The organism is Bacillus sp. SKDU12 (genome assembly GCF_010093085.1).
GTDB lineage: Bacteria > Bacillota > Bacilli > Bacillales > Bacillaceae > Bacillus > Bacillus mexicanus.
Map to the genome: position 1 here is coordinate 357,737 of NZ_MSRC01000007.1, position 22,539 is coordinate 380,275.

At 43.3% G+C, this 22,539-nt stretch carries 29 protein-coding genes and 1 riboswitch; of the genes, 26 read left to right on the top strand and 3 right to left on the bottom strand.

What is annotated here, in order from left to right; translation table 11 throughout:
- Positions 1 to 43: 43 nt before the first annotated feature.
- The 18 genes from spoIIM (at position 44) to lysA (ending at position 14,143) form a co-directional block, all read left to right on the top strand.
- Positions 44 to 688 carry a stage II sporulation protein M gene (spoIIM, locus tag BTW01_RS08370; protein ID WP_162102539.1) on the top strand — a complete coding sequence of 215 codons (645 nt, stop codon included), beginning with the start codon at positions 44 to 46 and terminating at the stop codon, positions 686 to 688.
- 112 nt (positions 689 to 800) lie between these two features.
- Entirely contained in the window at positions 801 to 1,250 is a 450-nt protein-coding gene (gene fur / locus BTW01_RS08375; RefSeq protein ID WP_162102540.1) for a ferric iron uptake transcriptional regulator, read from the top strand.
- 123 nt (positions 1,251 to 1,373) lie between these two features.
- Positions 1,374 to 1,601, top strand: coding sequence for a YqzK family protein (locus tag BTW01_RS08380; RefSeq protein ID WP_162102541.1), 228 nt, complete (start codon positions 1,374 to 1,376; stop codon positions 1,599 to 1,601).
- Positions 1,602 to 1,608: 7 nt separating this feature from the next.
- Entirely contained in the window at positions 1,609 to 2,499 is an 891-nt protein-coding gene (gene xerD, locus BTW01_RS08385) for a site-specific tyrosine recombinase XerD (RefSeq protein WP_162102542.1), read from the top strand.
- A gap of 161 nt (positions 2,500 to 2,660) precedes the next feature.
- Positions 2,661 to 3,845, top strand: coding sequence for a phosphopentomutase (deoB, locus tag BTW01_RS08390; protein ID WP_162102543.1), 1,185 nt, complete (start codon positions 2,661 to 2,663; stop codon positions 3,843 to 3,845).
- Positions 3,846 to 3,857: 12 nt separating this feature from the next.
- On the top strand, positions 3,858 to 4,673 hold the full coding sequence (locus tag BTW01_RS08395; protein WP_162102544.1) for a purine nucleoside phosphorylase I, inosine and guanosine-specific: 816 nt from the start codon (positions 3,858 to 3,860) through the stop codon (positions 4,671 to 4,673).
- A 150-nt stretch (positions 4,674 to 4,823) separates the two neighbouring features.
- Positions 4,824 to 5,993: a D-alanyl-D-alanine carboxypeptidase DacF gene (dacF, locus tag BTW01_RS08400; RefSeq protein WP_162102545.1), complete on the top strand. Its 1,170-nt coding sequence runs from the start codon at positions 4,824 to 4,826 to the stop codon at positions 5,991 to 5,993.
- 95 nt (positions 5,994 to 6,088) lie between these two features.
- On the top strand, positions 6,089 to 6,442 hold the full coding sequence (gene spoIIAA, locus BTW01_RS08405) for an anti-sigma F factor antagonist (RefSeq protein ID WP_162102546.1): 354 nt from the start codon (positions 6,089 to 6,091) through the stop codon (positions 6,440 to 6,442).
- Positions 6,439 to 6,879: an anti-sigma F factor gene (gene spoIIAB / locus BTW01_RS08410; RefSeq protein ID WP_162102547.1), complete on the top strand. Its 441-nt coding sequence runs from the start codon at positions 6,439 to 6,441 to the stop codon at positions 6,877 to 6,879. The genes spoIIAA and spoIIAB overlap by 4 nt, the downstream gene beginning before the upstream one ends.
- 11 nt (positions 6,880 to 6,890) lie before the next feature.
- Positions 6,891 to 7,658, top strand: a complete 768-nt coding sequence (gene sigF / locus BTW01_RS08415; protein WP_162102548.1) for an RNA polymerase sporulation sigma factor SigF — start codon at positions 6,891 to 6,893, stop codon at positions 7,656 to 7,658.
- 126 nt (positions 7,659 to 7,784) lie between these two features.
- Positions 7,785 to 8,405 carry a stage V sporulation protein SpoVAA gene (gene spoVAA, locus BTW01_RS08420; RefSeq protein ID WP_162102549.1) on the top strand — a complete coding sequence of 207 codons (621 nt, stop codon included), beginning with the start codon at positions 7,785 to 7,787 and terminating at the stop codon, positions 8,403 to 8,405.
- Positions 8,395 to 8,820: a stage V sporulation protein SpoVAB gene (gene spoVAB / locus BTW01_RS08425; protein ID WP_162102550.1), complete on the top strand. Its 426-nt coding sequence runs from the start codon at positions 8,395 to 8,397 to the stop codon at positions 8,818 to 8,820. Before spoVAA ends, spoVAB begins: the two co-directional genes overlap by 11 nt.
- A 12-nt stretch (positions 8,821 to 8,832) precedes the next feature.
- A complete protein-coding gene (gene spoVAC, locus BTW01_RS08430; RefSeq protein WP_162102551.1) occupies positions 8,833 to 9,285 on the top strand; it encodes a stage V sporulation protein AC in 453 nt (150 codons plus the stop codon).
- A 12-nt stretch (positions 9,286 to 9,297) separates the two neighbouring features.
- Complete coding sequence (gene spoVAD, locus BTW01_RS08435) at positions 9,298 to 10,314, top strand: stage V sporulation protein AD (RefSeq protein WP_162102552.1); 1,017 nt, start codon at positions 9,298 to 9,300, stop codon at positions 10,312 to 10,314.
- 1 nt (position 10,315) lies between these two features.
- Positions 10,316 to 10,666 carry a stage V sporulation protein AE gene (gene spoVAE / locus BTW01_RS08440; protein ID WP_162102553.1) on the top strand — a complete coding sequence of 117 codons (351 nt, stop codon included), beginning with the start codon at positions 10,316 to 10,318 and terminating at the stop codon, positions 10,664 to 10,666.
- 7 nt (positions 10,667 to 10,673) lie between these two features.
- Positions 10,674 to 11,285, top strand: a complete 612-nt coding sequence (gene spoVAEA / locus BTW01_RS08445) for a stage V sporulation protein SpoVABEA (RefSeq protein WP_162102554.1) — start codon at positions 10,674 to 10,676, stop codon at positions 11,283 to 11,285.
- Positions 11,236 to 12,717, top strand: coding sequence for a spore germination protein SpoVAF (gene spoVAF / locus BTW01_RS08450; protein ID WP_162102555.1), 1,482 nt, complete (start codon positions 11,236 to 11,238; stop codon positions 12,715 to 12,717). Before spoVAEA ends, spoVAF begins: the two co-directional genes overlap by 50 nt.
- Positions 12,718 to 12,823: 106 nt before the next feature.
- Positions 12,824 to 14,143, top strand: coding sequence for a diaminopimelate decarboxylase (gene lysA, locus BTW01_RS08455; protein ID WP_162102815.1), 1,320 nt, complete (start codon positions 12,824 to 12,826; stop codon positions 14,141 to 14,143).
- 29 nt (positions 14,144 to 14,172) lie between these two features.
- On the opposite strand, the gene BTW01_RS08460 is transcribed toward lysA, so the two are convergent.
- The gene (locus BTW01_RS08460) at positions 14,173 to 15,045 is read right to left on the bottom strand and encodes a DUF1002 domain-containing protein (protein WP_162102556.1); all 873 of its coding nucleotides are present in this window, start codon (positions 15,043 to 15,045) and stop codon (positions 14,173 to 14,175) included.
- A 256-nt stretch (positions 15,046 to 15,301) separates the two neighbouring features.
- On the opposite strand from BTW01_RS08460, the gene BTW01_RS08465 reads away from it, so the two are divergent.
- Positions 15,302 to 15,733 (top strand): peptidylprolyl isomerase, encoded by a 432-nt coding sequence (locus BTW01_RS08465; protein ID WP_162102557.1) that lies wholly within the window; start codon positions 15,302 to 15,304, stop codon positions 15,731 to 15,733.
- A 151-nt stretch (positions 15,734 to 15,884) separates the two neighbouring features.
- Here BTW01_RS08465 and BTW01_RS08470 read toward each other — a convergent pair whose 3' ends face one another.
- On the bottom strand, positions 15,885 to 16,097 hold the full coding sequence (locus tag BTW01_RS08470; protein ID WP_071578073.1) for a spore germination protein: 213 nt from the start codon (positions 16,095 to 16,097) through the stop codon (positions 15,885 to 15,887).
- Between the two features lie 242 nt (positions 16,098 to 16,339).
- On the opposite strand from BTW01_RS08470, the gene sipS reads away from it, so the two are divergent.
- The 7 genes from sipS to ribT all read left to right on the top strand — a co-directional run bounded on the left by sipS (position 16,340) and on the right by ribT (position 21,801).
- Positions 16,340 to 16,891, top strand: coding sequence for a signal peptidase I sipS (gene sipS, locus BTW01_RS08475; protein WP_162102558.1), 552 nt, complete (start codon positions 16,340 to 16,342; stop codon positions 16,889 to 16,891).
- A gap of 235 nt (positions 16,892 to 17,126) precedes the next feature.
- Positions 17,127 to 17,471, top strand: coding sequence for a hypothetical protein (locus BTW01_RS08480; RefSeq protein WP_162102559.1), 345 nt, complete (start codon positions 17,127 to 17,129; stop codon positions 17,469 to 17,471).
- A 120-nt stretch (positions 17,472 to 17,591) separates the two neighbouring features.
- A riboswitch (FMN riboswitch) is annotated at positions 17,592 to 17,736 on the top strand.
- Between the two features lie 126 nt (positions 17,737 to 17,862).
- Entirely contained in the window at positions 17,863 to 18,948 is a 1,086-nt protein-coding gene (gene ribD / locus BTW01_RS08485) for a bifunctional diaminohydroxyphosphoribosylaminopyrimidine deaminase/5-amino-6-(5-phosphoribosylamino)uracil reductase RibD (protein WP_162102560.1), read from the top strand.
- Positions 18,949 to 18,958: 10 nt separating this feature from the next.
- Positions 18,959 to 19,606, top strand: a complete 648-nt coding sequence (gene ribE, locus BTW01_RS08490) for a riboflavin synthase subunit alpha (protein ID WP_162102561.1) — start codon at positions 18,959 to 18,961, stop codon at positions 19,604 to 19,606.
- Positions 19,607 to 19,620: 14 nt separating this feature from the next.
- Complete coding sequence (locus tag BTW01_RS08495; RefSeq protein WP_162102562.1) at positions 19,621 to 20,817, top strand: bifunctional 3,4-dihydroxy-2-butanone-4-phosphate synthase/GTP cyclohydrolase II; 1,197 nt, start codon at positions 19,621 to 19,623, stop codon at positions 20,815 to 20,817.
- 33 nt (positions 20,818 to 20,850) lie between these two features.
- Positions 20,851 to 21,315: a 6,7-dimethyl-8-ribityllumazine synthase gene (gene ribH, locus BTW01_RS08500; protein WP_024121911.1), complete on the top strand. Its 465-nt coding sequence runs from the start codon at positions 20,851 to 20,853 to the stop codon at positions 21,313 to 21,315.
- Between the two features lie 111 nt (positions 21,316 to 21,426).
- Positions 21,427 to 21,801 (top strand): GNAT family N-acetyltransferase RibT, encoded by a 375-nt coding sequence (gene ribT, locus BTW01_RS08505; protein ID WP_024715198.1) that lies wholly within the window; start codon positions 21,427 to 21,429, stop codon positions 21,799 to 21,801.
- Positions 21,802 to 21,813: 12 nt separating this feature from the next.
- On the opposite strand, the gene BTW01_RS08510 is transcribed toward ribT, so the two are convergent.
- Positions 21,814 to 22,341, bottom strand: a complete 528-nt coding sequence (locus BTW01_RS08510; protein ID WP_162102563.1) for a DUF309 domain-containing protein — start codon at positions 22,339 to 22,341, stop codon at positions 21,814 to 21,816.
- Between the last annotated feature and the right edge of the window lie 198 nt (positions 22,342 to 22,539).

Genomic DNA, 22,539 nt, shown 5'->3' on the forward strand with positions numbered 1-22,539 from the left:
CAATCTATTAAATAAATCAATAGAGCGGGCGGGAGGAAACGGTATGCGAAAAGTCTCTTATAAGGACATGTTTCTCAGACATGTCAAAGATCATCTCTCTCTTTATATATTTGTCTCAGTACTGTTTTTCATGGGTGTTATCTTTGGCGCCATCATTGTCAACAGCATGACCATCAGTCAGAAAGAAGATTTATACTACTATTTAAGCCGATTTTTCGGGCAGCTTTCGGATGGAAAACAGGCAAGTTCATCTGACATGTTTGCACAAAGTATCTTTCATAATGCTAAATATTTAGGGTTAATGTGGATATTGGGGATTTCCGTCATTGGGATGCCGATTATTTTTATCATGATCTTTTTGAAAGGCATCGTAGTCGGCTTTACTGTCGGGTTCCTTGTCAATCAGATGGGAGCCGGCGGTTTTTTCTTATCCTTTGTCTCCGTTTTGCCGCAAAATGTGCTTCTGATTCCGGCGTATCTCATGATGGGCACGTGTGCGATTGCGTTTTCTCTGAAGTTAATCAGGCAGCTGTTCGTGAAACGAAGCCTTCATGACGCGCCGATTCAATGGTTCGGTCGGTATGCCTTTGTGCTTCTGATCATTCTGTTTTTAGCATTGATCTCCTCTCTTTTTGAGGCTTATTTGTCTCCAATTTTCATGGAAAAGCTTACATCAAGATTATTTTAAAATTATTATCAAAAAAAAACCATTTTATTTATCAGTTTATAATAATTATAGTTGGAACTCTGCGCGTATTTTGTTATAATGAGTCATGGAATGCGGCGTAGGAGGGAAAGACATGGAAAACCGTATTGATCGAATTAAGAAACAGCTGCACTCATCCAGCTACAAACTTACGCCTCAGCGTGAAGCGACAGTAAGGGTGCTGCTTGAAAACGAAGAAGACCATTTAAGCGCAGAAGATGTATACCTCCTCGTAAAAGAGAAATCTCCTGAGATCGGTCTCGCAACAGTATACCGTACGCTTGAATTATTAACTGAATTAAAAGTTGTTGATAAAATTAACTTTGGAGACGGCGTTTCCCGTTACGACCTTCGGAAAGAGGGTGCAGCTCACTTTCATCACCACTTGGTGTGTATGGAGTGCGGAGCCGTTGATGAAATTGAAGAAGATTTGCTTGAAGACGTGGAAGACATCATTGAACATGATTGGAAATTTAAGATTAAAGATCATAGATTGACGTTTCATGGCATTTGCCACCGTTGTAACGGAAAAGAAGCTGAATAGATGGTGCCGAGCGCGAGCCTTTTCTCATGTGGAAAGGGTTTTTTGCTGTTTCTATGTATAAAACCCTTCTGATTTGGCATATGGTTTAAATAACTGGAACCATAGGAAAGGATCGATTAGGACATGGGAAGATTCCTAAAAACAGCTCTCGATGCATTGAAAGTTTTCATCCTGTTTACCGGTTTTACCGCTCTGTTCTATTATGCTATGATATGGGTGAATCAAGAGTATGAAAACTATCATCGGTACGATAAACCGGAAGGGTCCGCTGTAAAAGTTGTTGAAATGGATCAGGATAAAAAAGGCGGATGGTTCGACCGGTTGATCTTTTTTTACCAAAATGGGGAGTAGATCACGAGTGAAAGATCAAATAAAGGATTTCATCCACTACGTCATGGTAGAGAGAGGGCTTTCTCAAAACACGGTGGTATCCTATGAACGTGACTTGAAAAGCTATTCTATCTATTTAACAGAAACCCTTCATGTTACAGATTGGAATCACGTAACCCGCATACATATTATCCAATATTTAAAGCACTTGAAGGACTCGGGGAAATCCGGAAAGACATCGGCGCGGCACTTGGCATCCATTCGTTCTTTTCATCAATTTCTGCTCAGAGAAAGGGTGACCGACAAGGACCCTTCTGTTCATATTGAGACACAAAAAACTGAACGCGCGCTTCCGAAGGTGCTTGCGCTCAATGAGGTTGAGCGGTTATTGGACACGCCCAAGCTGACAAGCCCTTTTGGCTATCGAGATAAGGCGATGCTGGAGCTGCTTTATGCGACAGGCATACGAGTCAGTGAGATGATTGAATTGAAAACATCAGATGTCCATTTATCCATGGGTTTTGTCCGCTGTTTCGGAAAAGGAAGAAAAGAACGGATTGTGCCAATCGGTGAAACCGCTGCTTCCGCCATTGAGGAATATATGACAAAAGCCAGAGGAAAACTGTTAAAGAACAATGTGTCTGACGCTCTCTTTTTAAATCATCACGGCAAACAGATCAGCCGCCAGGGATTTTGGAAGAATTTAAAGAAAATCGCGTTGGAAGCCGGGATCAAAAAAGAATTGACACCGCATACGCTCAGGCATTCCTTTGCGACCCATCTGCTTGAGAATGGGGCTGATTTAAGAGCTGTGCAGGAAATGCTCGGTCATGCGGATATATCCACAACGCAAATTTATACGCATGTGACGAAAACAAGGCTGAAGGATGTGTACAAGCAGTTTCATCCGCGCGCCTAGCCGCAGGTGGCTGCGGCTTTTTTAGTTTAGAGCGGCAGAAAATATTGAAGTTTCTCATTATTTTCTAATGCATTGTCAACGGGAATGAAAACGATTTATACTTGAGTTGTCAGACCTCTTAGCGATACAATAGACGTATAGAAAAAAAGGAGGCTTTTAAGATGCCTGCATACAAATATAATCGTGTGTTTTTAATTGTAATGGACTCAGTGGGAATCGGTGAAGCGCCGGATGCTGCTGATTTCAATGATGAAGGCGCCAATACGCTCGGACATATCGCCGAGCATATGAATGGATTACATATGCCGAATATGGCAAAACTCGGCCTTGGTCTCATCGGAGATATCAAAGGTGTACAAAAGACAGAAAAACCGCTTGCCTATTACGGAAAAATGCAAGAAGCGTCCAATGGTAAAGATACAATGACTGGCCATTGGGAGATTATGGGCTTATATATTGACAAACCGTTTAAAGTATTTCCGGAAGGTTTTCCAGATGAACTGCTTCAAGAACTGGAAAAGAGATCCGGACGCAAAATAATTGGAAATAAGCCGGCTTCAGGCACAGCAATTTTAGACGAACTTGGCCGGGAGCATATGGAGACAGGAGCTTTAATTGTCTATACATCTGCTGACTCTGTTCTGCAAATTGCTGCTCATGAAGAGATTGTGCCGCTTGAAGAGCTGTACCGTATTTGTGAGACGGCGAGAGAGCTGACACTTGATCCGAAGTATATGGTGGGCCGCATTATTGCACGGCCGTTCGTCGGAGAGCCGGGACAATTTAAACGGACACCAAACCGTCATGACTATGCGCTTAAACCGTTTGACCGTACCGTCATGAATGAATTAAACGACAGCGGCTTAGATGTGATCTCGATCGGAAAAATTTCTGATATTTATGATGGAGAAGGCATTACTTCTTCGCGGAGAACGGTTTCCAATATGGACGGAATGGACAAGGTGATTGATACGCTGGGAGAAGACTTTACGGGCCTCAGCTTTGCGAACCTTGTTGATTTTGATGCTTTATTCGGACATCGCCGTGACCCTGAAGGATACGGACGCGCGCTTGAAGAATTTGATGCACGTCTTCCGGAAGTATTTGAGAAAATGAAAGAAGACGATCTGTTAATCATTACAGCTGATCACGGCAATGATCCGATTCATCATGGTACCGACCATACACGCGAATACGTGCCGATTCTCGCTTACAGCAAGAAACATAAGAAAGCGCAAATGCTGCCGCTTGCAGATACATTTGCCGATATTGGTGCAACGATCGCTGATAATTTCCAAACAAATCAACCGAAATACGGGAAAAGCTTTTTATCTTTATTACAATAGGGGGACTGTTTCTTGAAAGACAGAATCGAACGCGCAGCCGCTTTTATTAAGCAAAACCTGCCGGAATCTCCGAAGATCGGCCTTATTTTAGGCTCAGGTCTCGGAATTTTGGCGGATGAAATCGAACATCCAGTTAAGCTGAAATATGAAGACATACCTGAATTCCCGGTATCCACTGTTGAGGGGCATGCCGGCCAGCTTGTGCTTGGCACTCTTGAAGGAGTCTCTGTTATTGCAATGCAGGGCCGTTTTCATTTTTATGAAGGCTATTCAATGGATAAGGTCACTTTCCCTGTACGCGTCATGAAAGCGCTCGGCGTGGAAGCATTGATTGTGACAAATGCCGCTGGCGGTGTCAATACTGAATTCCGTGCGGGAGACTTAATGATCATTACCGATCATATCAACTTTATGGGAACAAATCCGTTAATCGGGCCAAATGAAGCCGATTTCGGCGCTAGATTTCCAGATATGTCTCAAGCATATGACAAAGATCTTTCCAGCCTGGCTGAAAAAGTTGCAAAAGACCTTAACATTCCGCTTCAAAAGGGTGTATATACCGCTGTGACAGGTCCTTCTTACGAAACGCCGGCAGAAGTACGTTTCTTAAGAACAATGGGCTCTGATGCAGTCGGCATGTCTACTGTGCCGGAAGTGATTGTAGCGAATCATGCGGGAATGCGAGTCCTCGGTATTTCCTGCATCTCTAACGCAGCAGCCGGAATTCTGGATCAGCCGTTAAGTCATGATGAAGTAATGGAAGTGACCGAAAAAGTAAAAGCAGGATTCTTGAAGCTTGTCAAAGCGGTCGTTGCTCAGTACGAATAAATGTTTAAGATCGAAAGACAGCTGTGTCTGATAGGACACTGCTGTCTTTTTTTATGCCTGAAAAAGATACGAAACATTTTCCATCAAAGGCGTATAAAACCAGCCGGCTTGGAAAAAATAAAAAGGATTATGAAATGGAGGGCTTTTGAGATGAAACGTCTTTTATCCACTTTGTTGATTGGTATAATGCTGCTTACATTTGCACCGTCTGCATTTGCAAAACAAGACGGAAAACGTACATCGGAGCTTGCTCATGAAGCGAAGTCTGCGGTGCTGATCGAACGTGACACGGGAAAAGTGCTTTACAACAAAAATAGTAATGAAAGACTGGCGCCTGCAAGCATGACGAAAATTATGACGATGCTTTTAATTATGAAAGCTTTAGATGAAGGCAAGATCAAAATGAGTGATAAGGTCCGTGCAAGCGAACACGCGGCTTCAATGGGCGGCTCACAGATTTTTCTGGAACCTGGTGAAGAAATGACTGTCAAAGAAATGCTGAAAGGCATCGCAATCGCATCAGGAAATGATGCTTCCGTAGCGATGGCTGAATTCATTTCCGGCTCTGAAGAAGAATTTGTGAAGAAAATGAACGAAACAGCAAAAGAGCTGGGCTTGAAAAACACATCCTTCAAAAACCCGACCGGGCTGACCGAAAAAGGACATTACAGCTCTGCTTACGACATGGCCATCATGGCTAAGGAATTATTGAAATACGAATCCATCACGAAGTTTACCGGCACGTATGAAGATTATTTGCGCGAACATACAGATAAAAAGTTTTGGCTTGTGAATACGAATCGACTGATCAAATTTTATCCTGGCGTAGACGGCGTTAAGACAGGCTATACAGGAGAGGCCAAATATTGTCTGACAGCTTCAGCGAAAAAAGGAAACATGCGGGCGATCGCGGTTGTCTTCGGGGCGAGCACCCCTAAAGAAAGAAACGCGCAAGTGACAAAGATGCTCGATTACGCATTTAACCAGTATGAAACGCATCCTTTATATAAACGAAATGAAACAGTAGCAAAAATAAAGGTCAAAAAAGGAAAACAAAAATTTCTCGAACTTACGACATCTGAGCCGATTTCAATCCTGACGAAAAAAGGCGCGGATATGAAAAATGTAAAAAAAGAAATCAAAATGAATGACAATGTAAGCGCTCCAATTCACAAAGGGCAAGAGCTTGGCACACTCATATTGAAAAAGGATGGAGACGTGCTCGCTGAAAGTCCTGTTGCTGCTAAAGAGGATATGAAGAAAGCCGGTTTCTTAACATTCTTGAAACGGACGATGGCAGACTGGACAAAATTTAAGTAATTATGCCGAATGATCACTAGTTTTGTCATGGTGAAGGAATTCATTCCTTCGAAATCGAAACACTCATTATCCGATCATATCAAGGAGGAATGAGCATGAGCCTTGGAATTGACATGTATGTCAAAGAATCTGTGCTTTGTATTCGATTAACAGGTGAACTCGATCACCATACAGCTGAAACCTTAAAGCAAAAAGTGACTCAATCATTGGAAAAGGATGATATTCGCCATATTGTGCTGAACCTGGAAGAACTTTCCTTTATGGACAGCTCAGGGCTTGGCGTTATTTTAGGAAGATACAAGCAAATTAAGCAAATTGGCGGGGAAATGGTCGTTTGCGCTATCTCGCCTGCAGTAAAACGGCTGTTTGATATGTCGGGTCTGTTTAAAATTATTCGTTTTGAACAATCCGAGCAGCAAGCGCTGCTGACGCTGGGGGTGGCCTCATGAAAAATGAAATGCATCTTGAATTTTCTGCTCTCAGCCAGAATGAATCGTTCGCCCGCGTGACAGTTGCTTCGTTTATTGCCCAGCTTGACCCGACAATGGACGAGCTAACCGAAATCAAAACAGTCGTGTCAGAGGCTGTGACAAACGCCATTATCCATGGATATGAAGAGAATTGTGACGGAAAAGTTTACATTTCAGTGACGCTGGAAGATCATATCGTATACATGACTATTCGTGATGAAGGCAGAGGGATTACAGATCTTGAAGAAGCCCGCCAGCCTTTATTTACGACAAAGCCTGAGCTCGAACGGTCTGGAATGGGCTTTACCATTATGGAAAATTTCATGGATGATGTCAGCATCGATTCTTCGCCTGAGATGGGCACAACGATTCGCTTAACAAAGCACTTATCAAAAAGCAAAGCGCTTTGTAATTAAGGAGATTTGTTATGGATGTGGAGGTTAAGAAAAACAGCAAAAACGCTCAGCTGAAGGATCATGAAGTAAAGGAATTAATCAAACAAAGCCAAAATGGCGACCAGCAGGCAAGAGACCTCCTCATAGAAAAAAACATGCGTCTTGTTTGGTCTGTCGTACAGCGGTTTTTAAACAGAGGCTACGAGCCTGATGATCTTTTCCAGATCGGCTGCATTGGGCTGTTAAAATCTGTAGACAAATTTGATTTAACCTATGATGTGCGTTTTTCAACATATGCAGTGCCGATGATTATCGGTGAAATCCAGCGTTTTATCCGTGATGATGGAACCGTAAAGGTGTCCAGGTCATTAAAAGAGCTCGGCAACAAAATCCGGCGTGCGAAGGATGAGCTTTCCAAAACACTATGTCGAGTGCCGACGGTGCAGGAGATTGCCGACTACTTAGATATAGAAGCAGAAGATGTCATACTCGCCCAAGAGGCGGTAAGGGCTCCGTCTTCGATTCACGAAACCGTTTATGAAAACGACGGAGATCCGATTACTTTGCTTGATCAAATTGCTGACAACTCAGAAGAAAAATGGTTTGACAAGATTGCGCTGAAAGAAGCAATCAGCGATTTGGAGGAAAGGGAAAAACTAATTGTTTATCTCAGATATTATAAAGACAAAACGCAGTCCGAGGTGGCTGAGCGGCTTGGGATCTCTCAAGTTCAGGTATCCAGACTCGAAAAGAAAATATTAAAACAGATCAAGGTTCAAATGGATCATACGGATAGCTAGTCTGCCATGCAGACTAGCTTTTTTGTGCGTGAAAGCGTGGTAATTTATGGTCTTTTCAAGCGGATGAATGAGAACAAAATCGAACCACATACTACATATATAACCACCGAAAGATGGTGATCAAAGATGGAACGACGTATATTTATCCGACTTCGTCACAGAGTGCTGGCCCGCCCGGGAGATATCATCACGGTGGGAGATGCCGCGCAAATTGAAGGACAGCTTCAGCTGAAAAAGAAACTATCGGCTATGCCGCTTTACCAGGTGAGCGAAAAAGATAAAAATATCGTAATTCTGGATATCATACAAGTTCTCAAAGCCATCCATTTACAAGATCCGGCTCTTGATGTTCAAACGGTAGGCGGGGCAGAAGCCATTGTTGAAGTTCAGTATCGAAAACGGCAATTATCAACAGTTCTGTTTATCGGTGTCTGGCTGCTTCTGTTTATCGGATCGTGTCTTGCCATTATGAACTTTCATGAGGATGTCAGCATGAGGGATGTCCATATCGCACTATATGAAATCATAACCGGAGAGAGAAATGACTATCCATATTTGCTTCAAATCCCATACAGCATCGGTTTGGGACTTGGGATGATTGTGTTTTTTAACCACATATTTAAAAAGCGCCTAAATGAAGAGCCTAGCCCGCTGGAGGTTGAGATGTTTAACTACCAGCTTGATCTCGACCAATATGTAGCCATGCATGAGAATCAAGAAACAATAAAGGACCTGCATGATCGTTAGTGTCTTGTTCATTATTTTTGTCGGGCTCGGCGGGGGTATCACAGTGGGGGCGGGTTTCGTTGCCTTTTTAACCGTAATGGGAATCATTCCGCGGCTGATGCAGCTCACCAAAACAATGAGATTTGTCCAAGCTTATGAAGCGGCTGTTATTTTTGGCGCTGTTTGCGGCGGATGGGAGACGCTTCATATGAACCATCTTTTTTTAACAAAATGGATTGCCGTTCCGGTCGGACTGCTGGCAGGGGTGTTTGTCGGAATGCTTGCGGCTGCCCTCACAGAGGTTTTAAATGTCCTGCCGATTTTGGCAAAACGAATCGGGCTCAGAAGTAAGATCATTATTCTGTTAATGGCCATCGTGTTTGGAAAAATTGCCGGCTCTCTATTTCTCTGGCTGTATTTTGTTGATCATTCATAAGGAGGTTTCAAGATGACAAACATAAAAGAAAACTACAAATCAAAAGTAAAAACCTATCAGCCTAAGCCGCCGTACATCTGGAACTGTGTAAAAGCCTTTCTGGTAGGCGGTCTGATCTGCGCCATCGGGCAAGGTCTGCAAAATTTTTATATTCATTTTTTTAATTTTAATGAAAAAACAGCAGGAAACCCAACGGCGGCCACACTAATATTAATTTCTGCACTGCTTACAGGGTTCGGCATCTATGACAGAATCGGACAGTTTGCAGGCGCTGGTTCAGCCGTGCCGGTCACAGGTTTTGCTAACAGTATGGCAAGTGCGGCTCTTGAATATAAAAGCGAAGGGTTAGTGCTCGGAGTAGCGACAAACATGTTTAAACTAGCGGGAAATGTTATTGTTTTCGGAGTTGTGGCTGCTTACATCGTCGGAATGATCCGGTTTGCTTTTGAGAAACTGATGTCATAGGAGGAGAAGAAAATGAAATTAACTGGAAAGCAAACCTGGGTATATGAACATCCCTTATTTGTCAACTCAGCGGGAACAGCAGTCGGACCAAAGGAAAAAGACGGACCGCTGGGCTCTTTATATGATAAAACCTATGACGAGATGCACTGCAATCAAAAAAATTGGGAAATGGCTGAACGCCAGCTGATGGAAGATGCGATTACATCAGCGCTTCAAAAAAATAATCTGACAAAAGATGATATTGATCTCTTACTGGCAGGCGACCTGCTGAATCAAAATGTGACAGCCAACTATGTGGCAAGACAATTAAAAATTCCGTTTCTTTGTATGTTTGGCGCCTGTTCAACATCAATGGAAACAGTGGCTGTCGCATCAGCCTTAGTAGACGGCGGTTTTGCCAAAAGGGCGCTCGCAGCTACCAGCAGCCATAATGCAACGGCGGAAAGACAGTTTCGCTATCCAACGGAATACGGAGGCCAAAAACCGGATACTGCCACTTCTACTGTAACCGGAAGCGGAGCGGTTGTCATCAGTCAGACACCGGGTGACATCCAAATCACAAGCGCGACTGTCGGCAAGGTTGCTGACTTAGGAATTACTGATCCGTTTGATATGGGATCAGCCATGGCCCCCGCTGCAGCTGATACGATTAAGCAGCATTTTAAAGATCTCAACCGGACAGCGGATGACTATGATCTTATCCTGACAGGTGACCTGTCAGGCGTCGGATCTCCCATCGTAAAAGACATCTTAAAGGAAGATGGCTATCCGGTCGGCACAAAGCATGATGATTGCGGGCTTCTGATTTACACTCCGGATCAGCAGGTCTTTGCCGGAGGAAGCGGCTGCGCTTGTTCGGCGGTTGTCACCTACTCTCACATTTTTAAGCAGCTGAGAGAAGGAAAATTAAACCGTGTATTTGTCGTGGCGACCGGGGCGCTGTTAAGCCCGACGATGATCCAGCAAAAAGAAACCATTCCAACCATCGCCCATGGGGTAGTATTTGAGCGTGCAGGAGGTGCATCTTAACATGGACTACTTTTTGGCTTTTGTATGCGGCGGGGCCATTTGTATTGTCGGCCAGCTGCTCTTGGATATTTTTAAATTGACGCCAGCTCATGTCATGACATCATTTGTTGTAATCGGTGCAATATTAGATGGTTTCGGCATTTACGATAAATTTATTGAATTTGCCGGAGGAGGCGCCACTGTCCCGATCGTCAGCTTCGGCCATAGTCTTCTTCACGGTGCCATGCATCAGGCGCATATACACGGATTTATCGGAATCGGCATGGGGATTTTTGAGCTGACCTCTGCGGGTATTTCCGCAGCCATTCTCTTCGCCTTTATCGTAGCAGTTATTTTCAAACCGAAAGGATAATGCCGATATGACGACAAAACGAAAGGTCATACTGGTAACAGATGGGGATGTGTACGCCGCTAAAACAATTGAATACGCCGCAAACAAAGTGGGAGGGCGCTGTATTTCCCAATCAAAAGGAAATCCTACCATCCGCAGCGGCGCAGAGCTGGTCAAGCTGATCACCTCAGCACCATATGATCCTGTATTTGTCATGTTTGATGACTCTGGACTTCAAGGAGAGGGCCCGGGAGAAACCGCTTTGACCTATGTCGCCAGCCATCCATCAATAGAAGTGCTCGGAGTGATTGCGGTTGCGTCAAAAACCCATCAGGCTGAATGGACCAGAGTTGACGTAAGTATTGACCGAAATGGAGAAGTAACAGAATATGGCGTCGATAAAGTCGGAGAACGAGAATATGATGCGCACAGAATGAGCGGAGATACAGTCTATTGCCTTGATAAACTTGATCTCCCGCTGATTGTCGGTATTGGGGATATCGGCAAAATGGGCAGAAAAGACGATATCTCAAAAGGGTCGCCAATCACCATGAAAGCGGTCGAGTTTATTTTAGAAAGGAGCAGGTATCATGCCGGACCACAAGGAAGAGAAAATTCGGGTTTATCGGAATCCAGATAAAAATGAAGCATACTTCAAAAACCGTGTGGGGATGGGGACAAGCTATGATGTAGGTGTTCGCAAGCTCACCATTTTAGATCAAGAAATACATCTTTACTATCTGAATGGATTGTGTGATACGGCCTATATCATTCATTTAATGAGAGAACTCGTTGCCATTAACAATCGGAAAGAAGATCCTGATGAGCTGGTCGATATCGTCGAAAACAGATTGCTTAACGCCCAGGTCGAAAAAGTAAAAACCTTGGATGAAACCACCGACCAAGTCCTATCAGGCCTAATCGCGGTTATTGTAGAAGACGCAGGGTTTGCATTTATAATTGATGTCAGAAGCTATCCGGGCAGAAATCCAGAAGAACCTGATACGGAAAAGGTGGTCAGGGGAGCCAGAGACGGGTTTGTTGAAAATATTGTCGTCAATACGGCTCTTCTCAGACGGCGGGTCAGAGACGAACGTCTTCGCATTAAGATGACAAAGGTCGGCGAGCGATCAAAGACGGATTTAAGCATTTGTTATATAGAAGATATTGCAGATCCGGATCTCGTTGACATCGTGGAAAAAGAAATTGCTGCTATTGATGTCGACGGGTTAACGATGGCAGATAAAACTGTTGAGGAGTTCATTGTTCATCAAAACTATAACCCTTTTCCGCTCGTGCGCTATACAGAAAGACCGGATGTGGCAGCAAATCATGTACTTGAAGGCCATGTCATTATTATGGTTGATACATCGCCGAGTGTGATCATTACTCCGACGACTTTGTTTCACCATGTCCAGCATGCTGAAGAATACAGGCAGGCGCCTTCAGTCGGCACCTTTTTAAGATGGGTAAGATTTTTCGGTATTCTTGCTTCAACTTTATTTCTCCCGATTTGGTTTCTCTTTGTTCTTCAACCTGATCTGCTTCCGGACAACATGAGATTTATCGGTTTAAATAAAGATACGCATATCCCCGTTATTCTGCAAATTTTCTTAGCTGACTTAGGGATTGAGTTTCTCAGAATGGCTGCCATTCATACACCGACCGCTTTATCGACAGCGATGGGATTAATAGCCGCTGTGCTGATCGGACAAATTGCGATTGAAGTCGGTCTGTTTTCGCCTGAAGTGATTCTGTACGTCTCACTTGCAGCGATTGGAACCTTTACGACGCCTAGTTATGAATTAAGCTTGGCAAACAAAATGAGCCGCCTTATCCTCATGATACTCGTTGCTTTATTTCATATAAAAGGGCTCGTCATCGGATTTACAGTGCTGATTATTGCCATGGCAAGCATTAAATCCCTCCAAACGCCGTACTTATGGCCGCTGATTCCATTTAACGGCAAGGCGCTGTGGCAGGTGCTGATCCGCACAGCGAAACCTGGCGCAAAAGTAAGACCCAGTATCGTTCACCCCAAAAATCGCTTAAGACAGCCTACCAATTCATAATCGCATTGAAACTGACTGAAGAGTATGATAATGTATGTCTTAATTGTGAAGGGACAGTCGATAAAACTGTCCTTTTCACCCATAAGCGGAGAAAGAGGGAATGACATTGTTCTTACATGGCACAAGCAGACAAAATCAACAAGGGCATTTAGAAATTGGAGGAGTGGACGCTCTCTATTTGGCGGAGAAGTATGGGACTCCTCTTTACGTATATGATGTGGCTTTAATACGTGAGCGTGCTAAAAGTTTTAAGAAGGCATTTATTACTGCGGGACTGAAAGCACAGGTGGCATATGCGAGCAAAGCGTTTTCCTCAGTTGCAATAATTCAGCTTGCTGAGGAAGAGGGACTATCCTTGGATGTAGTGTCAGGAGGAGAGCTTTATACAGCTGTAGCGGCAGGTTTCCCGGCAGAACGCATTCACTTTCATGGAAATAATAAGAGCAGGGAAGAATTGCGGATGGCGCTTGAACATCACATCGGCTGCATCGTGGTGGATAATTTCTGTGAAATTGCCCTTCTTGAAGACTTATGTAAAGAAACAGACTGCTCTATCAATGTTCTTCTGCGGATCACACCTGGGGTAGAAGCACATACGCATGACTATATTACAACAGGTCAAGAAGATTCAAAGTTTGGTTTCGACCTTCATAACGGACAAACTGAGCGGGCGATCGAGCAAGTATTACAATCAAAACACATTCAGCTTCTGGGTGTCCATTGCCATATTGGCTCGCAAATTTTTGATACGGCGGGTTTTGTGTTAGCGGCAGAAAAAATCTTCAAAAAACTGGATGAGTGGAGACAGTCATATTCGTTTGTATCCAAGGTGCTGAATCTTGGAGGAGGCTTCGGCATCCGCTATACGGAAGACGATGAGCCGCTTCACGCTACTGAATACGTTGAAAAAATTATCGAGGCTGTGAAAGAAAATGCCGTTCGTTACGGTTTTGACATTCCGGAAATTTGGATTGAACCGGGCCGCTCTCTCGTTGGAGACGCGGGCACAACCCTTTATACGGTTGGCTCACAAAAAGAAGTGCCGAATGTCCGTCAGTATGTGGCTGTAGACGGAGGCATGAATGATAATATTCGGCCTGCGCTTTATCAAGCGAAGTATGAAGCTGCGACCGCCAACCGTATCGGAGAAGCGCATGACAAGACGGTGTCGATTGCCGGAAAGTGCTGTGAAAGCGGCGATATGCTCATTTGGGATATTAATCTGCCGGAAGTAAAAGAAGGCGATCTTCTTGCTGTTTTTTGTACAGGCGCATACGGATACAGCATGGCCAATAATTACAACCGCATTCCAAGACCTGCCGTTGTATTTGTGGAAAACGGCGAGGATCACTTAGTTGTGAAACGAGAAACATACGAGGACATTGTGAAACTTGATCTGCCTTATAAAACGGGTGTAAAGCAATAAAGAAAGCGCCGATTTCTCGGCGCTTTTTCTTATTTGAATATAGAAACAATAGCATTCCAGATAGATACGAAGAAATCAATGACTTTCTGGATGAAGTTTTTGCCTTCATCTGATTTTATGAATTTCGTAATCTTGTCTTTCGCTTTATCAAGCTGATCACCGACCTGTCCCCAGTCGATGTTAGCGTTTTTCATCTTATTGAATAGGGAGACAAGCTGATCCTTTTGACTGTCTGTAAGTGTGACATTCAGATCAGAAGCCGCATCGTCTACTTGTTTTTCAATGTCAGCTTTATTGTCAGGCACACCGTTTTTCGCAAACTCTTCTTTGATTTTTGCAATCAGCGCAGCTGCATTTTCGTTACCGATTTTGTCTCCAAGCTCTGATGTTGTAACAAGCTCTTGGTTGGCTACTTGCTTAACATCCTCTGAGATTGCTTCATCAGAAGAAACTTCATACGCCTTAATCAATCCAGTTAAAGCGGCAGTCCCGGATACCTCAAACGGTGCAGTCACATAAACCTTCGCATCTTTTACACCTGCTGTCATCAGGGCATTTAGGTACATTTCGTCTGTAATGCCGCTGATATGATGTGTCTCAACATTCAGTCCAGAGCCCTTTTTGGCAATGGTTATTGATGAGGAAGAAATCGCTCTTGATCCGATTTGCGCGTTTGATATATATTTTCCTAAATATTCATGCTCTTCCTTATTGGTCACGGTTACCGTTGTGGCATTATCAGGGACGTTCATTTCAGCAAGCACTTTTTGTTTATCAGATGCTGACAAATCAGCGCCCAGTGTTACAATAACATCTCCAACCGCGGCATCCGCAAGGCTGACTTTCGGAACAGCCAGCAGCAAAACGGCCGCTGCTGCCATCCCAATCCATATTTTTTTCAAAGCAGTTTGACCTCCTTCAATTTCACAAGCAGCTGGATAGAGCTGCTCTGCGAGGACCTGAATCATGATAAAATTACAGTTCCGTTAGGTTAGACGGAGAGAAAGAGATTCAGGTTTCATTTTATTTTTTAGTAAAGCCGAGAGATTCGTTTTCCCCCGAAAGGTGTGGTATAATAGCCGCGACAAGGAGAGACAGGATATCATTTATCATACATAATCTCCTTTGAAAATTAAAATAAAGAAAGTAGGCATACAATTGAAAACAGGTTACTTTTTATTAGAAGACGGTAACAAAATTGAATTTGAACTTTACCCTGAAGCTGCTCCGGGCACTGTCGCAAACTTTGAAAAGCTTGCGAACGAAGGCTTTTACAACGGGCTTACATTCCACCGAGTTATTCCAGGCTTCGTCAGCCAAGGCGGCTGCCCAAACGGAACCGGCACAGGCGGTCCTGGATACACAATCAAATGTGAAACAGAAGGAAACCCACATACACATGAAGCGGGATCTCTTTCTATGGCACATGCCGGAAAAGACACAGGCGGCAGCCAATTTTTCATCGTACATGAGCCGCAGCCGCATTTGAACGGTGTTCACACTGTGTTCGGCAAAGTAACAAGCGGATTAGAATTCGCGAAAAACATGTCTAACGGCGACGTTATGAAAGAAGTTCGCGTAGAAGGCTAATCGGCAGACAGAAGGCTTCCTCATATCGGGGGAGTCTTTTTTATTGGGCAAACATATGTAATAAAAAAACCGCCTGGGTACTGATGGCGGTTGACAAACCGGACGTGTAGTTAGTGATACATCTGAAATGGTCCCGTCTGTAATGAATAGGCTAAAATGTTTTGGTCACATTCTGATCAGTAAATTGATGGTTAATCATTTTCGCCTTGCTTACAAAGTTATTTTCAAAGACAATTCCTGTGTTTAAACCTCCGGAACCAAACACTGATTTGGACAAAGTTAATGGCCTGATCATAAAAGCGCCGCCCACGTTTACTACGCCGTTCCCGGAAACGTTGTTTATATTAATAGGATAATCAATCATACTATCAAGTCTCCTTTCATAGTATTCTCCTTTTTATATGTATTAATGCTAGAGTCAATCAGCATAAACTTATTGGTAAAAACATTTATTTTTCATTTGATAGAGCGGAAAAAAGATAGTTGTAATGTGAATAGAAGAGGAAGATGAACAGATTGCAAAAATCACTTCAATGGTCCTGATGGGATTTCTTTTCGATTCGTGATAACATAAATTGAAGATCGTTGTTTATTGGAGGAAATCAGTTGAAAGCAGAAAATAATTCAAAGAAAAAAACAATAGTAGAATGGACAAAAGCAATTGTGATTGCTGGTGTTCTCGTTTTGCTCATCCGCAATTTTGTTTTTTCGCCGTATATCGTTGATGGGGAGTCCATGGAGCCTACTTTACATGACCGTGAAAGGGTCTTTGTCAATATGACTGTCAAATACATCGGCGAGTTTGATAGAGGAGACATCATCGTATTAAACGGAGATGATGTTCACTATGTCAAGCGTATTATCGGCCTGCCAGGAGATACAGTCGAGATGAAAAGCGACCAGCTTTATATCAACGGGAAAAAGGTAGCTGAGCCTTATTTGGCTGCTTACAAAAAGATAGCGAATCAGAATGGTGAACATTTGACCAATGATTTCGGCCCGGTGAAAGTGCCTGATGACAAGTATTTTGTGATGGGAGATAACCGGCAGAAATCAATGGACAGCCGAAACGGGCTTGGCCTCTTCACGAAAAAACAAATTGCGGGTACGGCAAAGTTTGTTTTCTTCCCGTTTAACGAAATGCGAAAAACAAATTAGGATTAAGCAGCTTCCTGAACAGGAGGCTGTTTTTTTATTTGTTTTTCTCGTCCATCCCCCAAAACCAGAACATAAATTCGTATTACTATAAAAAAGAAAGTTTTTCAGAATGTGAAACATATTCTCTTTTTGCATCGTTATATTAATAATTTACAAGAATTTACGGTTTTTTATTCATGAAAAAAAGGAATAACTCATATGAATGATTATATTCATATTGGCTGGAGGTTTAAAGATGAGAAGAATAAAAACCAAAATTACCATTCTGTTAGTGCTTTTGTTTTTATTAGCAGGCGGTTATATGTACATAAATGGCGTTGAACTGAAAGACGTTCCAACAGCAATTGGACAAACCTTGTCCTCAGAAGAAGAGGAATACACCATCCAAGAATATAAAGTGACGGAAATTAGCGGTTCAGAGTATCATGGAGAAGCTGAAAACGGCACGAAAATCATTTTCAACGGAAAAAAATTAAATCAGGATTTATCTGATATAAAAGAAGGCGACAAGATTAAGGCATACTTCAGCAAAGCAAAGCGGATTGATGGATTAATCAAGGTTGCCAAAGTGAATGATTAACAAAACACCGCCTTTCGGATCGAAGGGTGGTATTTTGTTTTTCTCAAATTGTAAGTTTATTTCATTGCGTACGATAAAAAGGATCGCTATAATAGCCAATAAGGACAAATGAATAAAGATTGTATCCTTCGGGGCAGGGTGGAAATCCCGACCGGCGGTAGTAAAGCGAATGTGCTTTAGAGCCCGTGACCCGTGTGCATAAGCGTGCGGTGGATTCAGTTTAAGCTGAAGCCGACAGTGAAAGTCTGGATGGGAGAAGGATGGTGATACGCTATGCAATTATGTCAAAATGCATAGTGTTATTTCCTATTGAGTAAAATACGTAAAGCCCCGGATTTTTCATATATTCGGGGCTTTTTTGACGGTAAATAAAAAGAGAGGAGGGAAACAAATGGAAGTGTATTATATGAAGCTGGCATTAGATCTTGCGAAGCGGGGCGAAGGACAGACCGAATCCAATCCGCTCGTCGGCGCTGTTGTCGTAAAGGACGGACAAATTGTCGGAATGGGCGCCCATTTAAAATATGGCGAAGCCCATGCGGAAGTTCATGCCATCCATATGGCCGGATCACATGTAAAGGGCGCGGATATATACGTTACACTCGAACCGTGCAGTCATTACGGACAAACACCGCCATGTGCAGAACTCATTATCAACTCTGGCATTAAAAGAGTATTCGTGGCGATGAGAGACCCTAACCCGCTTGTGGCTGGAAGAGGGATCAGTATGATTGAAAAAGCCGGTATCGAAGTAAAAGAAGGCATCCTGGCAGAACAGGCGGAGAAGCTGAACAAACAATTTCTGCACTTCATGAGGACAGGCCTCCCTTATGTCACACTAAAAGCTGCTGCAAGCCTTGATGGGAAAACAGCTACCAGCACGGGCGACAGCAAATGGATCACGTCAGAAACCGCCAGACAAGATGCTCAGAAATACAGGAAAAATCACCAAAGCATTTTAGTCGGAGTTGGCACGGTGAAAGCCGACGATCCAAGCTTAACCTGCAGGCTGCCGAATGTGGCAAAACAGCCGGTTCGGGTAATACTTGATACCGAACTTTCGATTCCTGAGGATGCCAAAGTGATTTGCGATCAGGCAGCGCCGACGTGGATTTTTACAACGGCACGTGCAGGAGAGGAAAAGAAAAAACGGCTTTCAGCTTTCGGAGTGAACATATTCACGCTTGAAACGGAGCGTGTCCACGTCCCCGATGTTTTGAAAATCCTTGCGGAAAAAGGCATCATGTCTGTGTATGTGGAAGGCGGATCAGCAGTTCACGGAAGCTTTATCAAAGCAGGCTGTTTTCAAGAATTGATCTTCTATTTTGCCCCTAAACTAATCGGAGGAACGCATGCTCCCAGCTTAATCTCCGGTGAAGGTATTCAATCATTAAAAGATGTCCCCTTATTGCAATTCACTGATATAACCCAAGTCGGCCGTGATCTCAAAGTGACGGCAATACCGATAAACGAATAGGATGGTGACCATGTTTACAGGAATTATAGAAGAAACAGGCACGATCGAATCCATGAAAAAAGCAGGGCAGTCAATGGCCTTAACGATTACATGCTCAAAAATTCTAGAGGATGTTCATTTGGGCGACAGCATTGCAGTGAACGGCGTTTGCTTAACTGTGACTGATTTTACAAAAAATCAATTCACAGTGGATGTGATGCCTGAAACAGTCAAAGCAACGTCCCTGAATGGTCTATCAAAAGGAAGTAAAGTAAATCTGGAAAGAGCGATGGCAGCCAACGGCCGTTTCGGAGGCCATTTCGTCTCAGGACATGTCGACGGAACTGCGGAAATTACACGAATTGAAGAGAAAAGCAATGCTGTTTACTATGATTTGAAAATGAATCCGTCTTTAACAGAAACATTGGTTTTAAAAGGATCGGTGACTGTGGACGGCGTGAGCTTAACCATTTTCGGCCTGACAGAGGATACAGTGACAATTTCTTTAATACCTCACACAATCAGCGAAACGATTTTCTCAGAAAAAACGATTGGTTCTAAAGTGAATATCGAATGCGATATGATCGGAAAATACATGTATCGATTTTTGCATAAAGCCAATGAAAATAAGAACCAACAAACCATAACAAAAGCCTTCTTAAACGAAAACGGCTTTTAGAGAGGAAGATTTGTATGTTTCATCCGATAGAAGAAGCACTAGGCGCTCTAAAAAAAGGCGAAGTCATCATCGTTGTAGATGACGAAGACAGAGAAAATGAAGGAGACTTCGTAGCTCTTGCTGAGCATTCAACACCAGAAGTCATTAATTTTATGGCGACACACGGGAGAGGGCTGATTTGCACGCCGCTCAGTGAAGAAATCGCAAACAAGCTTGATCTTCACCATATGGTTGAACATAATACAGATTCTCACCATACTGCCTTTACGGTAAGCATTGACCATCGCAAAACGAAGACGGGCATCAGTGCTCAAGAAAGATCCTTTACCGTTCAAGCATTGCTTGACAGCAAATCTGTTCCGTCTGATTTTCAGCGTCCCGGTCACATATTTCCGCTCATTGCGAAAAAAGGGGGCGTCCTAAAAAGAGCGGGTCATACAGAAGCTGCTGTTGATCTTGCTGAAGCCTGCGGATCTCAAGGAGCGGGTGTGATTTGTGAAATTATGAATGAAGACGGAACAATGGCGAGAGTGCCTGAACTCATTGAAATTGCGAAAAAACATCAATTAAAGATGATCACGATTAAAGATTTGATTCAATACCGTTACAACTTAACCTCGCTTGTCGAGCGTGAGGTTGATATTACGCTCCCCACTGATTTTGGCACATTTCAGGTTTACGGATATACAAATGAGGTTGACGGAAAAGAGCATGTCGCATTTGTGATGGGAGATGTACCGTTCGGTGAAGAGCCTGTACTGGTCCGGGTGCATTCAGAATGTCTCACAGGTGACGTGTTTGGATCTCATCGCTGTGACTGCGGCCCGCAGCTCCATGCCGCGCTGACACAAATTGCTGCAGAAGGCCGGGGAGTGCTCTTGTACTTGCGCCAAGAAGGCCGCGGCATCGGTTTAATCAATAAATTAAAAGCTTATAAGCTTCAGGAGCAAGGCTATGACACTGTAGAAGCCAACGAGGCGCTTGGGTTCTTGCCCGACCTTCGCAACTATGGAATCGGAGCGCAAATATTGCGCGATCTCGGTGTGCGGAATATGAAGCTTTTGACGAATAATCCGCGAAAAATCGCCGGGCTTGAAGGCTATGGACTCAGCATCTCAGAAAGAGTGCCGCTTCAAATGGCAGCAAAAGAGCACAACAAAAAATATTTACAAACCAAGATGAACAAGTTAGGGCATTTACTTCATTTCTAAAAAAACTAATATCACAAAAAGGATGGGAATCATATGAATATCATACAAGGAAATTTAGTCGGTACAGGTCTTAAAATCGGAATCGTCGTAGGAAGATTTAACGATTTTATTACGAGTAAGCTGCTGAGCGGTGCAGAAGATGCGCTTCTCCGACACGGCGTGGATACAAATGATATCGATGTAGCTTGGGTGCCGGGTGCATTTGAAATTCCGTTTGCTGCGAAAAAAATGGCGGAAACAAAAAAATATGACGCCGTTATCACATTAGGCACTGTTATCAGAGGTGCAACAACACACTATGATTATGTCTGCAACGAAGCTGCAAAAGGTATCGCGCAAGCGGCAAACACTACAGGCGTGCCGGTCATTTTTGGAATCGTCACAACTGAAAACATCGAACAGGCAATTGAACGAGCCGGTACAAAAGCGGGCAATAAAGGTGTAGATTGTGCTGTTTCTGCCATTGAAATGGCAAATTTAAACCGTTCATTTGAATAATTTGCTGAAAAGAGTTTAAAAATATGGCGATAATGATATAATGTGAGAATACGGATCACCTATTCGTATCCGTTAATAGCATATTGGACATTTTGATATAGAGGGGTTTTTATGTTAATTCGTTATAAAAAATCGTTTGAAAAGATTGCGATGGGGCTTCTTTCGTTCATGCCGAGTGAAAAAGACCTGAAGCAGCTTCAGCAGACAATTAAGGACTACGAAACGGATACAGACCGCCAGCTCTTTCTTTGGAAAGAGGACGAGGATATCGTCGGAGCAATCGGAGTCGAAAAAAAGGATTCTGAGGTTGAAATCCGGCATATCAGTGTGAATCCTTCTCATCGCCATCAAGGAATCGGAAAACAGATGATGGATGCTTTAAAGCATTTATTCAAAACACAGGTACTGGTTCCGAATGAATTAACGCAGAGCTTTTTCGAACGTTGTCAAGGTCAGCAGGATCAAGACATTTCATACAATAATTAAAAGCAGAGGCTGTTACCAGCCTCTGCTTTTTTTTCTACGCTCTATTTCTTTTTCACGTTCAAGGAGGACATCAGTCCGATCCCGCAAACGGTGCTTGTCGATAAGAAATGCATCGGTGAGTGTGCTGGGCTGCCCCCATGTATACTCTTTTTTCTTGCATTCGATGCGGCACGCTTCCTCCAGCTTCGCATCTTTGATCGGCAGCATAATGCTTTGATAAAAAGATCCGGCTTCGATTTGTTCGTATACCAACCGCATAAGCTCAAGCAAACGGCTATGATCAAGACCCAGGCTTTCGACCGCTTGTTTTTCAGCATGAAGAATTCGAATGCTGTTCGCCATCAGTTTTTTTGCGCCGGCTGTATTCTTCCTTCTGTGATGATACAAAGCAACCGCAAGCTGAATAAAGCCGACCCAGTATATTTTTCGTTTATCTGGCGGGTCTTCCTTCCAATATTCTTCTAGTATTTCATGGCATTCAAAATAATCCCGTGTCGCGTGAAATTCAACGAGATAATTGATATAAGCGTTCGGATACAAGGTACTTCCTCCTTTAATCTGCCCTTAGTGTAACACAGGAAGGATAAAAGGAAAAAAGAACGCTAAGCTCTGATTGCGTCATTGTTTTAGCATGGTAATGAAAGAGAAACTGCCGCTAAGACTCTCTTCTCCCATCTCCTTTGTAATCATCTGAGCGACGCCTTTTCCGTTCTGAATATTCTGCACAAATTCTTCAAA